This is a genomic window from Roseivivax sediminis (genome assembly GCF_900112685.1).
Lineage (GTDB): Bacteria > Pseudomonadota > Alphaproteobacteria > Rhodobacterales > Rhodobacteraceae > Roseivivax > Roseivivax sediminis.
Genome location: NZ_FOMS01000003.1, coordinates 272129 through 287027 on the forward strand (window position 1 = coordinate 272129; position 14899 = coordinate 287027).

Here is a 14899-nt window from a genome sequence, read left to right on the forward strand (position 1 = left end):
CGGTCAGGCCGGGGCGGGCGCGTCCTCGTGCTCGGGCATGTGCAGCTCGCCTTCGACCTGGGTCATGGGCACCGGCGCATAGGGGGTCTTCCGGTCGGGCTCGATATTGTGGTTGAGCACGATGCGGACCAGCGCGAAGACCACGATGACCGCCTGCACGGCGCTGAGCGTCAGCAGGAAGCCGCGCGGGCCGATGGTGTCCATCGCGGCCCCGCCGAGGAACGGCCCCAGGGCAGCGCCGATCCCCTGCATCAGCACGATGCCGCCGGACGCGGCCAGCAGCGCCTCGGGTGGGGCGCGGTCGTTGATATGCGCCACTACGACCGAGGTCGTGGGCAGCAGCACACCGCCCATCAGCGCCGCGATGGCCAGCCCCGGCCCGAAGGCGGGCGCGGTCGAGAGGCCCAGCAGCGCCATCGTCGCCGCGGCGGTCAGCGCGAGGCCGATGCACACCCAGCGCCGGTCGAGCCGGTCCGACAGGGCGCCCACCGGGAATTGCAGCGCCATGCCGCCCAGCGTCGCCGCCGCCATCAGATAGGCGATGTCCGACGGTGTGAAGCCGATGCGCTGGGCGAAGACCGGGGCGAGGCCGAAGAACGTGCCTATGGTGGCGCCTGCCATCGCCATCGCCACCGCGCCGAACGGCGAGATCTGCCAGAGCTGGCCGACGGAGGGGCGTTCCTGCGCGACATCGGGCACCGGCGCGGTGGCCCGGCTCAGCGTGCTCGGCACCAGCGCCAGCGACAGCCCGATGGAGACCAGCACGAAGAGCATGAAGCCCGCCGGATCGGCGGCGTCGAGCAACAGTTGCCCGACCGCGCCGGCGGCCATGCCGACCATCGCGTAGATCGACAGGAGGCGCCCGCGTTCCCGGCTCGCGACCGAGGCGTTCAACCAGGATTCGACCACCACCAGCAGCCCCGCGAAGCAGAAGCCGGTGATCGCGCGCACTGCGATCCAGACTACCGGCTGGATCACCACCAGGTGCACCAGCGCCGCCGCCGAGGCGACGGAGGCGAGCGCGGCGAAGGTGCGCACGTGGCCGACCCGCTCGATCATGCGGCCGGCCAGGAGCGAGCCGATGCCCATGCCGACGAAAAAGCCCGACATCACCAGCCCGGCCACCGTCGCGCCGAACCCTTCGAGATCGGCGCGCACGGCCAGGAGCGAGCCCTGAAGCCCGTTGCTCATCTGCAGCATGAAGTACCCGGCGAGAAGGGCGGAGAGTGTGATCAGTGTGCGTGTCATGTCCTGTGGTGCCTCTTGATCCGTCGACGAATGATCCGGGCGCGCGGCGCGTTCCCGCGGCGCGGTGGCCGATCCTCGCCGACGGGGCCGGGCCGCGGGTCCGCGGTGCGAACATTAGCGCGCGCAGGGCGTTGACCCCGTAACGGCATAGTTCGGGCCGGCATTCTGCCGCGTCCTGCCTGCCAACAGCCCCGGCCCGCCGGGGCGCAGATACGGAAAAGGAGGCATCATGGCCCCCAGACCCGACTTGTCCCAACTCAGAACGCCGGAAGGCAATCTGGTCGGCCCGGAAGAACTGCAGGAACTCATGGCCGAACAGGGGTACTCGGCCGGCGACCGGTACCAGTTTCTCAAATCCGTGCTGACGGAGCTCGACCGCGCCGAGTCCGTCGGTGATGTCGGCCGGGCCGAGGAGCTTTCGGCCGAGATCCGCAGGATTCTTTCGAACGAACAGGAAAAGCTGCGGGGCACCACCACGCCGGAGCCGCCGCGGCGCGGCGGCGGCGGATCGTGACGGTCGGGCGACCGTCATTCCGGCGCCGGGTGGCGCCATCCGCTTGACCATCCCCTGGGCTCGGCATCGGCCCGCGTGGCCTTCGCGGCCAAAACGCTTCGGAACCTTCAGACAGGTGCGGCGTTTTGAATGAATAACGAAAGCGCCTCACGAAGCGGCAGAGACGGTCCCCAAGGAGGCTGCGATGGACATGCACGGACGAAAGATACTGGTCGTCGAAGACGACTTCCTGCAGGCGCAGGAGATCGGGAATTTCTTTCGCACCACCGGTGCCGATGTGCTCGGACCTGCCCTGACCCTAGGCGACGCGATGGGGCACATCCACTCCGCCGATGCGGCGATCCTCGATCTCGACATATCCGGCGACGCCGTGTTTCCGGTGGCCGAAGCCCTGGCCCGGCGGGACGTGCCCTTCGTATTCTATACCGGTCGCCGCCACGACGTTCCCGTGCCGAACGCCCTGCGGCACGCCGAGATCTTCTCCAAGCCGGTCTCGGTGCAGGATCTGGGCCGCGCGGTCGACCGGCTCCGGGCGCCGGACGAGTCGGCTGCGGACAGCGTCGAGCAATGCCTGCCGCTCCTGCGCGCCTGGTCGCGGCTGCTGCTGTCCGATCCGGCCAGCGCCGACCGGCTTGTGGAACGCACGTTGCTGGAAGCGATCCGGGCCGTGCGCGAGGGCGAACTGCCGGACGGGGCGCAGTCGCGCATGGACTGGCTCTACCGTAAATGCGAGACCGTTCTGGTCCGCGACGGCACGCGGCTGATGCACTGACCGCCGGCGCGGTCAGGACCACACGTCCTGCGGGTCTTTCCGTGAAAACCGGATCGACACCTGCAGGCCCTCGGGGCGGAACTCGCGCTCCAACTCGCCGCGAAGCTGCTGGCACACCTGGCCTTCGATCAACTGCCAGCCGAAGCCGTCGGCCTCGGGTTCGGACGTTGCCGGTCCGCCGGTTTCGCGCCAGTCGATGCGGACGATGTCGTCCGTCACGCTCCAGCGGATATGGACGCATCCCGTATCGCAGGTCAGCGCGCCGTATTTCGCGGCGTTCGTGGCAAGTTCGTGGATCGCCAGCCCCACGGGCAGCGACTTGCGCGACGAAAGCGAAAGATCGGGCCCCTCGATGGCGAAGCGCGCGGGGTCGTGGGCGTGGCATTCCTGCTCGATCAGCGCGTGCAGGGATATCTCGCGCCATTCCTCCTGCGACAGGAGCTTGTAGGTGCGCGCCATGCCGTGCAGCCGGTCGTTCAACGCCGCGCCGAATGCGTCGGGATCGCGGGTGCTGCGCAGGGTCGCGTTCACGACGCTGATGACCACCGTCAGGATGTTCTTGACCCGATGGTTGAGCTCGTCGATCAGCAGGCGCTGGTTTTCCTCCGCGCGGGCAAGACTGGTCATGTCGATCAGCGTCACGACCACGCCGTCGATACCGTTGTTCTTGTCGCGATAGGGTACCAGCCGGACGACGAAGCGGCGCGCATCGTCCTTCGGACGCACCCGGTCCTCGATCATCTCTCCGCTCGACAGGACCTCCTGCAGTCGCTCGCGGAATTCCGGGTAATCGAGTGTCAGGGCCAGGTCGCTGAGCGGCCGGCCCACGTCGTTCCGCCGCAGGTGGAAGAAGGTCAGCGCCGCGGGCGTGAAGTTGCGGATCACGAGGTCGGTGTCGAGGAACACGCTGGCTATCTGCGTCGCCTCGTAGAGGTTGCGCATGTCGTCGTGGGCGCGGTCGAGCTCCTCGAGCTTGCTGCTGAGGACGGCGTTGGTCGATGACAGCTCCTCGTTGAGGGTCTGCATCTCCTCCTTGGAGGCTTCGAGTTCCTCGTTGGCCGATTGCGCTTCCTCGTTGGCGGAGACGAGTTCCTCGTTCGATGATTTCAGCTCTTCGAGCGCGGTTTCGTATTCCTCGATCGTGGAATGCATGCGTTCGCGCAGCTCGCGCAACTCGGTCTCGTAGGTGTCCTCATCGTGCCCGGAGGCGTCCGAGCGGCTGTCCGATGCGCCCCGCCGCCCGGTGGGCACGAAGAGCGTGAGGTACACCGTCTCCGCGCCGCGCTCCATGTGGATGGGCTCCACCGTGAGGCGCAGCTCGGTGTCCTGGCCGTCCTCGTCGGAGACGTGGACCGCGTTGCGGTGGGCGGGCAGCCCGCTTTCCATCGCCTCGCGCAAGACGGTGTTCAGCTCCTGCCGCAGCTGGCGGGGGGTCATGTCCAGAAGCCGACGGTTGGGTGCGCCGCGCGGGATCTCGAGAAAGCGGCCGACGCGGGCGGAATAATAGACGATTTCTCCGTGCCGGTCGACGACCACATGCGGCGGCGCGTGCCGGTCGAGGACCTGCATCTCGACCCGTTGGCGGAGCTGGAAGCTTGACCGGGACGGGCTGGGCTGGGACCGCCCGATATGCAGCTTTCCGAGGCCCTCCGCGCCGCCTCGGAACGCGTTCGGAACGCCGGGATGCGAAGTCGTCGTCTCGCGGCTGCGGAAGATCCGCTGCTGGCGGTCCACCGGTGCGAAGAGCGCATCCTGCCGGCTGATGCTCTCGGAGGTGCCGAGGAACAGGTAGCCGCCGGGTTTCAGCGCATAGTGGAACGTGGGGATCACCTGGTCCTGCAGGTCGCGTCCGAAATAGATCAGCAGGTTGCGGCAGGACAACAGATCCATCCGCGCGAAGGGCGGATCCGAGATCACGCTGTGCGGCGAGAAGATGCACAGATCGCGCACTTCCTTGCGCACGATGTATTGCGTCCCCTCGCGACGGAAGGCGCGGTCGCGGCGCGCGGGGTCGATGGAGGAGACGAATTCCTCGGGATAGCGGCCGGCGCGCGCGACGTCGAGCGCCGGCTCGTCGATATCGGTGGCGAAGATCTGCGCGTGCGGCCCGCCCGGATGCCGCTCCATCTCCTCGCGCAGGAGGATGGCGATCGAATAGACCTCCTCGCCTGTGGCGCATCCCGGCACCCAGACGCGCACCACGTCGCCGGATGTGCGGCCCTGGAACAGCTGGGGGATGACGTTCTCTTCCAGCGCGGCGAAGGCGTCGGCATCGCGGAAGAACCGCGTGACGTTGATCAGCAGGTCGCGGTAGAGTTCCATGACTTCGGTCGGGGCATTGCGCAGGTGCCGGATGTAGTCGGTCAGCGTCGACGCCTCGACGATCTGCGCCCGGCGCGACATGCGGCGCAGGAAGGTCCGTTTCTTGTAGCCCGAGAAATCGTGCCCGGTATGGCTGCGCAGTAGGTCGAACGCGGTCTGCATCTCGGTGTCGAGCGCGCCGTCGTCCCAGGTGTCGGCCAGCGCCTCGAAGGAGGTGCGGCTGTCCACCAGCCGGCGCAGCGTCTCCGGCATGCTCTCGACCGTGAGCTCGAAATCGACCAGACCGGTGGCGATGGCGCTTCTGGGCATGTCGGCATGGCCGGGTCCGCGCCCGCCATCCGGCGCTTGCGCCATGGTGATGCCGCCGCTTTCCTTGATCGCCTTGATGCCGAGCGTGCCGTCGGCATCGCTGCCCGACAGCACGATGCCCACAGCCCGGTCCCCGCGGTCCCGCGCGAGCGAGGAAAAGAAGATGTCGATGGGTTTCTCGCGCGCCTCGGGCCTGGTTACCCGATCGAGAGCGATGCGCCCGTCGCGCAGTCGGATCACGCAGGCCTCGGGCATCACGTGGACCTGACCCGCGCTCAGCGTCGCGCCGTCCTCGGCAGCGCGTACCTCGATATCGGCGTGCCTGCCGAGCACCTCGTGCAGTCGGCTCTCGTGATCGGGGTTGAGGTGGGTGACCACAACGAGGGCCATGTTCCGCGGCGCCCCGAGATTGCGAAAGAAGGTCTCCAGCGCCTCGATGCCGCCGGCCGATGCGCCGATGCCCACGACCGTCAGTTCCTGTCCTGTCGTCATGTCTGTCCAATCGCGGGGCGTGCGACGCGGCGGCACGCCCCGCGGCACGTTGTCCGCGCCGGGCGCTGCCGCTGGCTGTCACTTTGGGTCGCTCGTCACCATCCTGACCTGTCGCAACGGCCGCGTAAACCGCGCCGCGCCGCTAAACCGCCCGGTACGGCGGACGGCGCGGCGGGGACGGGCCGGGTCAGGCGCGTGCCTCCACGCCGGCCTTGCGCGCGCAATGCCCGCAGCAATAGACGCTGTCGCCCGCTTCAAGCCCGTGCCCGATCACGCGGGTGGCGCACTGGGCGCAGCGCGGGGCCATCTTCTCGATCGCGCATTCGAAACAGTCGAAGCCGAAGCGCTGGCCGTTCTTCTCCACGATCATCAGGTTGTCGTAGTCGTTTTGGCACTGGTCGCATCGCGCCATGGATTGCCTCCTTTCGCGGCCGCCGGGTCCGGCGGCGGGTTGCCGTGCGGAAGGGCGCTGCCCTCCGCCTCAGCCGGGAACATCTCATCGGGGCAGTTGTTCGCAGAAAAATCCCAGGAGGCAGAAATGACCGACAAGACACCGCCCTTCGAGACGCAGCACCAGGACCTGCCGGGCGAGACCGGCAAGATGAATCCCAAACCCGACCACGGCGAGCGGAGCTATCGCGGCTCCGGACGGCTCGAAGGCATGACCGCGCTGATAACCGGCGCGGACAGCGGCATCGGCCGCGCCGTCGCGCTGGCCTATGCCCGCGAAGGCGCCGATGTCGTGATCTCCTATCTCGAGGAGCAGGAGGACGCGCAGACCACGCTCGACCTGGTCGAAGGGGCGGGTCGCCGCGCTTATCTCATGCCCGGCGACATCCAGGACGCAGCGCATTGCCGACGGCTGGTGGAGGACACCCACGCGGCCTTCGGCCGGCTCGACATCCTCGTCAACAACGCCGCGCACCAGGCCCACGTGAATTCGATCGAGGAGATTTCGGACGAAGAGTGGGAAGCGACGTTCCGCACCAACATCCATTCGATGTTCTACCTGTGCAAGGCGGCGGTGCCGGTGATGCCGCGCGGCGGGTCGATCATCAACTCCGCCTCCATCAACTCCGACCGGCCGAGTCCGGGGCTGCTGGCCTATGCCGCTTCCAAGGGCGCGATCCAGAACTTCACCAACGGGCTGGCGCAGATGCTGGGCCCCCGCGGCATCCGCGTGAACTGCGTCGCGCCGGGGCCTGTCTGGACGCCGCTCATCCCCTCGACGATCCCCGATCACGAGGAGTTCGGCGCCAACAGGCCGATGGGCCGTCCGGCGCAGCCGGCGGAGCTGGCCACCGCCTACGTCATGCTGGCCGATCCGCTGTCCAGCTACACCTCCGGCGCGACCGTCGCGGTCGCCGGCGGCGAGCCGATGATGTGACCGCGCCCGCTGGCCGCGGTGCGTGCCGGCCGTGGCGGGACGGGCAGGAACATTCCGCCGCGGTTCATGTTCACGGGCCCACAGCGACGGCGGAAGGAGACGACGATGGGTGACGCGAAATTCGACCTCAGCTGGATCGACTTCACGGTGGTCGCCCTCTACTTCGTCGCCATCATCGCTCACGGGGTCTACGTTTCGCGCAAGCTCGAAGGCGGCTCGGAGGGGTACTTCCTCGCCGGGCGCACATTGCCGTGGTACCTGATCGGCTTCTCGCTGTTTGCCTCCAACATGTCGGGGTCGAGCTTCGTCGGCCTGATGGGCGGCAGCTACGCCAACGGCGTCGCGATCTTCAATTACGAGTGGACCGCGGCCTTCGTGCTGATCCTCTTCGCGATCTTCATCCTGCCGTCCTACCTGCGCGCGAAGATCGCCACCGTCCCCGAATTCCTCGAGTTCCGATACGACGTGCGCTCGCGGCGGGCGTTCTCGCTCTTCACCATTCTGGCGATCATGTTCATCGACACCGCCGGGGCGCTCTATGCCGGCGGGTTGGTGATCTCCAACGTCACCGAATACCTCAACATCTGGACGGCCGTGGCGCTGCTGGCCCTGGTCGCGGGGCTCTACACGATCCTCGGCGGGCTCTCGGCCGTTGTCGTCACCGACACCGTACAGGCGGTGCTACTGATCGTGGGCGCGGCGGCGCTGTTCTGGATCGGCCTCGATGAGGTCGGCGGCTGGTCCGAGCTCTTCACCGGGATCGAGGACAGCAAGCGGCACCTGATCCTGCCGGCAAGCGACGACTTCCTGCCCTGGACCGGGCTCTGGGGCGTGGTGCTCCTGGGTTTCTACTACTGGACGATCAACCAGTTCGTGGTGCAGCGCACGCTCGGCGCCAAGGATCTGCGGGAAGGGCAGGTGGGGGCGCTCTTCGCGGGCTTTCTGAAGCTGCCGAACCTGTTTCTTATGATCCTTCCGGGGCTGATCGCGCTGAAGCTCTATCCCGAGCTGGAAACGCCCGACCTGGCCTTTCCGACGCTGGCGTTCGAGCTGATGCCGGTGGGAATCCGCGGGCTGATCATGGCAGCTCTGATCGCGGCGATCATGTCGTCGCTCGACTCGGCGCTGAACTCTGCCTCGACGCTGGTGGTCAAGGACTTCGTCCAGCCGCTGAAGCCGGATGTGAGCGAGGTGCGCATGGTCGCTCTGGGCCGCATCGTCACCGGGATCGTGATGGTCTTCGGTGCGGTCTATTCGCCCTTCATCGGATCGTTCGAGAGCCTGTTCAGCTACTTCCAGTCGTCGCTGAGCTACATCGTGCCGACCATCGTGGTGGTCTACATCCTCGGACTCTTCGTGCCGTGGCTCAACGGCACCGGCGCCTTCTGGACCATCGTCGCGGGGCTGGCGATCGGCATCCCGCTGTTCCTTCTCAAGGAGGTGACGGGGGTCTGGGAGGCCGTGGGCCTGCCGGAGATCCACTACACGGTGATGTCGTCGATCATGATGATGCTGGGGATCGTGCTGCATTTCGGCCTGTCGGCCGCGACGCGCACCGAACGGCGCGAGCAGGAGGACATCGACAAGCTGGTCTGGTCGCGCGGCGAATTCGCGCGGACGTTCACGCAGTTGGAGGCGCCGCTCTGGCACAACCGCGTTCTTTGGGCAGGGCTCCTGAGCGCGGCGCTGATCGGCTTCATCGTCTGGTTCTGGTGAAGCAACCTCGGGGCTCGGCCGGGTCGTCAGGTCCGGACCGGCTCGCGCTCCAGGTCGTCTGCCACGAGCTTTCGGGCGCGGTTCACCCGGCTCTTGACGGTGCCCATCGTGCAGCCGCAGATCTCTCCGGCGCGTTCGTAGGTCTCACCCAGCATCACCACCAGGATCAGCATCTCGCGGTAATGCGTGGGCAGCCGGTCGATGGCGGCCATCATTTCCTGCCCCCGGATCGTCCATTCCTGCGTGGCGGGGGCGGACACCGAGTCCGCGACGCAATCGGCCGCGCCGGTCACCTCGCGCCTTGCGCGCCGGACATCGTTGAAGAAGGTGTTGCGCATGATGGCGAAGAGCCAGGCGCGCAAATTCGTCCCGGGTTTGAACTTTTCACGGTTGCGAATGGCCTTGTGCAGCGTCTCCTGCACGAGGTCATCGGCATTCGCGTCGTCGCGGGTCAGGGACCTTGCATAGGCCCTCAGAGCCGGGATCCACTCCACCGTCTGTTCGACGTCGAGGCATTCGTCCTGATCAAGCATCGCTGTGCCCTGTATTCGCTTTCCTGCCGACGCGCCCGGATCGGACATGCCTGGAGAGGGCGCGACACGCATGTGCCGCGGCGTCCGCGGACTGTCGTGCGCGGAGATCTTCGCTCATCGGAAATGACCGAATCCGGAGCCAGCGCGGCCAATGTGGCCAAACCTCCTTTGGGCACTTCGGCCCGAAGAAGTTCATCTGATCGCCTCGCAATCCGGCACCGCAGGTCGGGCGCCCCCGACGGATCAACGTGGTGTGCGCCCGCAGGGTTCCGTCTCGCGTCAGGGCCTGTCGCGTAGCAATCCCTGCAACTCTCGCGCGAGCTTGAGCAGGTGATCGGGCGTCTCTTCCGCCGCGATCCGCTCCAGTTGCCGGGCGAGGGCGCTGTCCATCTCCTGGGAGGCGCAATCGGGCGTCTCACCAGAGGGTTTATGCGGTCTCTTCAAGAGAGGGCTCCTGTTGCGATTTCCGGCGGGACGGCCCCCGCGAGGGGGATGGGACCGAGCCGGCGCGGCAAAGGTTTCACACGCCCCGCCATGGCGGCGCTTGTCCCGGAGACAGCAGTCTAGCACCGATTGCCGCGGCTTGCGCCCCTTGCGGCGGGCGCGCGGCCGATCCGTGGCGCGACGGGAACAGTGTGCGTGCGCGGCGGCGCGTTCACTCGCGACCTTTCGCGGCCGGCAGGCCGTGGCGGGCATAGTCGGGCCGGGTTCCGTCTTCGGGCCGGGGGATGACGCTGAACGAGCCGTCGCTTTCGAGCACCACGGCGGCGACGGCGTCGGGATCGCTGGTATCGCTGCGCCGGATCACCGTCATCAGCTCTTCGCGGGTGATGCGCTCGCGGCGGAGCGCGGCCTCGCAGACCTCGCCCGCGCGCATCAGCAGCACGGGCTCGGAGCGCACCCATCCGGCGACGCGGCGCGAGCGGACGGAAGCGGTCGCGACGATCCATTGCAGCGCGATGAGCGTGACGAAGGCGGTCGCCGCCTCCGCGAAGGCGACGCCGTCCGAGGTGAGCACCGAGGCGAGCGTAGAGCCGAGCGCGACCGTCACCACCAGATCGAAGGCGTTCAGCTTGGCCAGCGTGCGCTTGCCGGACACGCGCAGGGCCGCGATCAGGAAGGCGTAGGCGAGGGGGCCGACGATGATTGTGCGCAGAAGGCCGGTGGCGTCGTCCAGCAGCATGTCGTGAATCATCGTCTGCCTTTCGGATGAAGGCTCCGGCCCGCGCGCACCGGCGGGATGCTTGTACGCGGGCCGGAGGACCGCTCCGGGCGGTGGGATCAGGTAGACGCGCCCGGAGCCGACGCCTCGGACCCGCCCGCGGGCGGATCGCTGATCCGTAGGTTGTTCTGCACATGGACCACACCGCTCACATGGTCCGCGCAATCCTCGGCCCGCCGCTTGGAGGCGCGATCGCGGACATACCCGTCGAGGGTGACCTCGCAGTCGCGCACGGTGACCTCGATATCCGTGGCGTCGAGCATGGGATCCTCGGTCAGGTCGTCGTTCACGTCCTCGGCGATGCGGGTGTCGGAGCGGCGGTAGTTGCGCGGGCCGACACCGGTATAGTCCCGGTCGCGGCGGCGCGCGGCCTCCTCGTCGCCGATCCAGGTGGCCAGCTCGTCGCGGGCGCGGTCGAGGAACGACCGCTCCGCGCGGTGCCGTCGGGGCTGGCCGATCGGGCCGGCCCAGGGCCAGGCGACGGTTTCGGGGGCGACCTCCGGCCCGGGCCAGGGATCGGCGCCGAGACGCGGATCGCGGCGCATTGCCCGTTCGCGTTCGATCTCGCGCATGCGTTCGGCACGTTCGGCCTCGATATCCTCTGCGCCGGCGGGCTGCGGATCGGCGGGGTCTGCGCGCCGGTGCAGGCCGCGTTCGGTTTCGGGGTCGTAATGCTGGTCGGACCAGGCTCTGAAGCTCGATTTCTGCGACATGGGGCTGTTCCTTTCGCAGGCGTGTCGGATCATGGCATTCAGCCGGTGGCGCGTGCCTCCTCGACGACGTCGCGCAGGGCGCCGCCGGCGGTTTCCTCGTTGCTGTGCCGTGCGATATCGCCGAGCGACAGCATCCCCACGAGGCGCTTGTCGCGGTCGAGGACCGGCAGGCGGCGGATCTGCTCGTCGCCGAGGTTGGAGGCGACGTCGATGATATCGTCGTCCTCGCGGCAATAGCGCACCGCCGGGGTCATCGCGTCCCGCACCGGTGCCTCGGTGCCGTGACCCTTTGCGAGGCCCCGGACAACGATGTCGCGGTCGCTGAGCATTCCGACGAGGCGGTCGTTCTCTTGTACCGGCAGGATGCCGATGTCCGAGGATGCCATGATCTCGGCCGCCTCGCGCAGGCTGCGGCCGGGCGTGATCGTCACGGGTGCGGACGTCATGAGCTGCTGGACATTCATCGGGCGGTCTCCTTTCGCCGTGTCAGCGTCTGGTCCGCCCATGAACAACGCCGCCGCCCCTATGTTCCCGGAGCGTGGCGACAGCGTCGAAAATCCATCAGTTTGCGGGGGCCGGGTGCGCGGCCAAGACCGGCCCGGCGGCCGCGCGGGACGGCTAGCCCGTCGGTTCGGTCTGACGGCGGGCCGGGACCGCGCGGTGGACGAGCGGCGCGTCGGACACCGAATGGGCGGCGGCCTGCGCCTGCAGCGCGCCGTGATGGGGCGACTTCACGCAGACCGGATCGGTCGCGTCCGGGTCGCCGACAACCGCCATCGCCTGGCAACGGCAGCCGCCGAAATCGACGGTCTTGCGCGCGCAGGACCGGCACGGCTCCTGCATCCAGTCGGTGCCGCGATAGGCGTTGAACGCCGCGCCGCGATACCAGATGTCGGCCAGCGGGCGGTCCGCGACGTTGTCGAAGCTCAGATGCGGGATCGATTCCGCGGCGTGGCAGGGCAGCACCTTGCCGTCCGGCGCGACGTTGAGGCCCGTGGACCCCCAGCCACCCATGCAGCGCTTGGGATAGTCCGAATGGTAATCGGCCGGTACGTAGTCGATGACCAGCGTGCCTTTCAGCCGCGCGCGCGCCTCGGTCACGATCCGGTCGGCCTCGCGCGCCTGCTCCATCGTCGGCATCAGCGCGCCGCGATTTTTCAGCGCCCAGCCGTGGAACTGCACGGTCGCGACCTCGATCCGGCGCGCGCCCATCTCCACGGCCATTTCCAGCGCGCGGGGCAGCTGGTGCAGGTTGCGCCGGTGCAGGACCGCGTTCAGCGTCAGCGGAAAACCGATGGCGCCGATCCACTCGGCCACCTGCATCTTGCGCTTGAAGCCGCCGTTGTAGCCGCCGATCTCGTCGGCCATCTCGGGCGTCGTGCCCTGCAGGCTGAGCTGCACGTGGTCGAGCCCGGCCTCGTCGAGCGCGCGCAGCCGTTTTTCGGACAGCCCGATGCCGGAGGTGATGAGGTTGGTGTAGAGCCCCGCATCGCGCGCGGCGCACACCAGGTCCTCCAGGTCGCGGCGCGAGGCGGGCTCTCCGCCCGAGAGGTGCAGTTGCAGCACGCCAAGGTCGGCGGCCTGGCGGAACACGTCCTTCCAGGTCTCGGTGCTCAGCTCGCTGTCCACCCGCGCCAGTTCAACGGGGTTGGAGCAATAGGGGCAGGACAGCGGGCAGCGATGGGTCAGCTCGGCCAGCATGGCGATGGGCGGGCGGACGATCGGCGTCTCGGCGTTCATTCTCGGACCTCCAGGAACCGGCGCGCGCGCAGGGCGCCCAGAAGGCCGGCGCAGTCGCCGGCGATCTCGTCCTGCGGCGCGTCGTATTTGGCGGCGAGCGCGGCGGTGATCTCCGAAAAGCTTCGCGCGCCGTCGATTTCGGTCAGTACGGCGTGGCCGATCTCGTCCAGCATGATCGCCCGTTCGGGCGCCAGCAGCACCCATGCCTCGCGCACCCGGTCGCGGTGCAGGCGCACGCCGCGCGGCAGGTAGGGGATCGCGGCGGGCTCCATCAGGCGGCCCGCGCGTCCAGAAGGCCGGTGCCCGGCTGCCAGCCGCCCGGCGGGATGCGCCCGGGCTCCACGTAGGCCGCCCAGAGCGCGTCGAGCTGCGACCAGAGCACGTCGGTCTTGAAGATAAGCGCTTTTGCAGCGGCGTCCTGCTTTTCCTGCGTGTCGGCGTGGTCGAGCACCCAGCCGAGCCCGAAGGCGACATCCTTCGGCGCCTCCTTCAGCCGGTTGCGGAAGTAGGACAGCGAGGAATCGTCCGCGAAGTCGTAGTTCTTCAGGAGCCCCTCGATCCGGCTGGCGTGGATCTTCGGCGCGAAAAGCTCGGTGAGCGAAGCGGCCACGGCCTCCAGGAGCGTTTTTTCGCGCACGAAGCGGACATAGGCGTCCACGGCGAATTTCGTCGCCGGCAGCACGCCCGTCCGGGAGGCGACGTAGTCGGGATCGAGGCCCACCGCCTCGGCCAGCCGCAGCCAGCGGCGGATGCCGCCCTCGTTGTCCTCGGTACCGTCGTGATCCTCGATGCGCGAGCGCCAGGCGCGGCGCAGGGCGGGGTCCTCCACCCGCGACATGAAGGCGGCGTCCTTCATCGGGATGGAATGCTGGTAGTAGTAGCGGTTGATGACCCAGGCACGCACCTGATCGGGGGTGCAGTCGCCGCCGTGCAGCCGGTCGTGGAACGGGTGCAGGTCGTGATAGCGCTCGGCGCCGATCTGGCGCAGGCGGGCCTCGAAATCCTCTCGGGTCTGGGTCATAGCGCGATCTCCATGCCGTCCTGTCCGATGGTCCAGCCTGCGGCTTCGACCTCCGTCCGCTCGGGCGATCCGGGGCGCAGGACGGGGTTGGTGTTGTTCATGTGGACGAAGACCTTGCGGCCCACGTCGAGCCCCTCGAAAGCGGCGATGGAGCCATCCTCGCCGCTCATCGACATGTGGCCCATGCGCCGGCCGGTCTTCTGCCCGAGCCACGCCGCGATCATCTCTTCGTCGTGCCAGAGCGTGCCGTCGAAGAAGACCGTGGAAGCGCCGGAAAGCCGCGTGCGCAGGTCGCCGGTCAGCTCGGCGCAGCCGGGGATGTAGAACGCGCGGCGGTCGCCTGCGGTCAGTTCCACCCCAACCGTCTGCTCGCCCAGCATCTCGGTCTCGACCGTCTCGCCCTCCATGTAGAGCGGCACCTTGCCCGGCACCGCGAAGAGGGTCGCGGTCAGGCCCGGCGCGATCTCGGCGGGCGTGTCGAGCGCGACTTCGGCGCGGGTCACGACATCGCGGCGCAGCGCGTCGAAGATCGGATTCTGGGCCAGCACCTCGTGGATGCCGCGCGTGGCGAAGAGCGTGAAGGGCTGCACCTCGCGCAGCGTCAGAAGGCCCGCCACGTGGTCGATGTCGCCATTGGTCAGAAGGACAGAGCGCAGCGGCATGTCGCGCAGGCCGGTCGGGTGCAGCGGCGCGTTGCCCGCGATCTGCTGGCGGATATCGGGCGAGGCGTTGAGGATCGCCCAGTCGGTGCCGTTCGCGGTGACGGCGAGAGAGGATTGCGTCTGTGCCGGGATCTTCCCGGCCCGCGCCATCGCGCAGTTCTTGCAGCCGCAGTTCCATTGAGGGAGGCCGCCGCCGGCGGCCGCCCCCAGAATCAGCGCGCGGAATTCCATTGTCGTCCTCCCGCGCG

At 68.3% G+C, this 14899-nt stretch carries 16 protein-coding genes; 4 read left to right on the plus strand and 12 right to left on the minus strand.

Translation table 11 applies throughout. The annotated features are described in order from the left end of the window. Nucleotides 1-3 precede the first annotated feature (3 nt). Nucleotides 4-1248 carry an MFS transporter gene (locus F3H57_RS06900; protein WP_149755154.1) on the minus strand — a complete coding sequence of 415 codons (1245 nt, stop codon included), beginning with the start codon at nt 1246-1248 and terminating at the stop codon, nt 4-6. A gap of 229 nt (nt 1249-1477) precedes the next feature. Between F3H57_RS06900 and F3H57_RS06905 the strand changes: the two genes are divergently transcribed. Both F3H57_RS06905 and F3H57_RS06910 read left to right on the plus strand, forming a co-directional pair. Continuing rightward, nucleotides 1478-1762 (plus strand): hypothetical protein, encoded by a 285-nt coding sequence (locus tag F3H57_RS06905; protein ID WP_149755155.1) that lies wholly within the window; start codon nt 1478-1480, stop codon nt 1760-1762. A gap of 184 nt (nt 1763-1946) precedes the next feature. Continuing rightward, complete coding sequence (locus tag F3H57_RS06910; protein ID WP_149755156.1) at nt 1947-2534, plus strand: response regulator; 588 nt, start codon at nt 1947-1949, stop codon at nt 2532-2534. Between the two features lie 12 nt (nt 2535-2546). Here the strand turns inward: F3H57_RS06910 and F3H57_RS06915 are convergent, their stop codons facing one another. After that, entirely contained in the window at nt 2547-5657 is a 3111-nt protein-coding gene (locus F3H57_RS06915) for a CheR family methyltransferase (protein ID WP_149755157.1), read from the minus strand. A 187-nt stretch (nt 5658-5844) separates the two neighbouring features. Continuing rightward, nucleotides 5845-6069 carry a hypothetical protein gene (locus F3H57_RS06920; RefSeq protein ID WP_149755158.1) on the minus strand — a complete coding sequence of 75 codons (225 nt, stop codon included), beginning with the start codon at nt 6067-6069 and terminating at the stop codon, nt 5845-5847. A 126-nt stretch (nt 6070-6195) separates the two neighbouring features. Between F3H57_RS06920 and F3H57_RS06925 the strand changes: the two genes are divergently transcribed. Then, the gene (locus tag F3H57_RS06925; RefSeq protein ID WP_149755159.1) at nt 6196-7044 is read left to right on the plus strand and encodes an SDR family oxidoreductase; all 849 of its coding nucleotides are present in this window, start codon (nt 6196-6198) and stop codon (nt 7042-7044) included. A 105-nt stretch (nt 7045-7149) separates the two neighbouring features. Beyond that, a complete protein-coding gene (locus F3H57_RS06930; protein ID WP_149755160.1) occupies nt 7150-8760 on the plus strand; it encodes a sodium:solute symporter in 1611 nt (536 codons plus the stop codon). A gap of 26 nt (nt 8761-8786) precedes the next feature. Here the strand turns inward: F3H57_RS06930 and F3H57_RS06935 are convergent, their stop codons facing one another. The 9 genes from F3H57_RS06935 to pqqB all read right to left on the minus strand — a co-directional run bounded on the left by F3H57_RS06935 (nt 8787) and on the right by pqqB (nt 14882). After that, nucleotides 8787-9293, minus strand: a complete 507-nt coding sequence (locus F3H57_RS06935) for a sigma-70 family RNA polymerase sigma factor (RefSeq protein WP_149755161.1) — start codon at nt 9291-9293, stop codon at nt 8787-8789. Between the two features lie 279 nt (nt 9294-9572). Further along, nucleotides 9573-9737, minus strand: coding sequence for a hypothetical protein (locus F3H57_RS22120; RefSeq protein ID WP_188129621.1), 165 nt, complete (start codon nt 9735-9737; stop codon nt 9573-9575). Between the two features lie 211 nt (nt 9738-9948). Next, on the minus strand, nt 9949-10488 hold the full coding sequence (locus tag F3H57_RS06940) for a DUF421 domain-containing protein (RefSeq protein ID WP_149755162.1): 540 nt from the start codon (nt 10486-10488) through the stop codon (nt 9949-9951). 86 nt (nt 10489-10574) lie between these two features. Continuing rightward, a complete protein-coding gene (locus F3H57_RS06945; protein ID WP_149755163.1) occupies nt 10575-11228 on the minus strand; it encodes a BON domain-containing protein in 654 nt (217 codons plus the stop codon). A gap of 38 nt (nt 11229-11266) precedes the next feature. Then, nucleotides 11267-11692 carry a CBS domain-containing protein gene (locus F3H57_RS06950; RefSeq protein WP_149755164.1) on the minus strand — a complete coding sequence of 142 codons (426 nt, stop codon included), beginning with the start codon at nt 11690-11692 and terminating at the stop codon, nt 11267-11269. 154 nt (nt 11693-11846) lie between these two features. After that, entirely contained in the window at nt 11847-12968 is a 1122-nt protein-coding gene (gene pqqE, locus F3H57_RS06955) for a pyrroloquinoline quinone biosynthesis protein PqqE (protein WP_149755165.1), read from the minus strand. Beyond that, nucleotides 12965-13240: a pyrroloquinoline quinone biosynthesis peptide chaperone PqqD gene (pqqD, locus tag F3H57_RS06960; RefSeq protein ID WP_149755166.1), complete on the minus strand. Its 276-nt coding sequence runs from the start codon at nt 13238-13240 to the stop codon at nt 12965-12967. The genes pqqE and pqqD overlap by 4 nt, the downstream gene beginning before the upstream one ends. Then, the gene (gene pqqC / locus F3H57_RS06965; RefSeq protein WP_149755167.1) at nt 13240-13989 is read right to left on the minus strand and encodes a pyrroloquinoline-quinone synthase PqqC; all 750 of its coding nucleotides are present in this window, start codon (nt 13987-13989) and stop codon (nt 13240-13242) included. The genes pqqD and pqqC overlap by 1 nt, the downstream gene beginning before the upstream one ends. Beyond that, nucleotides 13986-14882 (minus strand): pyrroloquinoline quinone biosynthesis protein PqqB, encoded by an 897-nt coding sequence (gene pqqB / locus F3H57_RS06970; RefSeq protein ID WP_149755168.1) that lies wholly within the window; start codon nt 14880-14882, stop codon nt 13986-13988. The genes pqqC and pqqB overlap by 4 nt, the downstream gene beginning before the upstream one ends. Nucleotides 14883-14899: the final 17 nt, after the last annotated feature.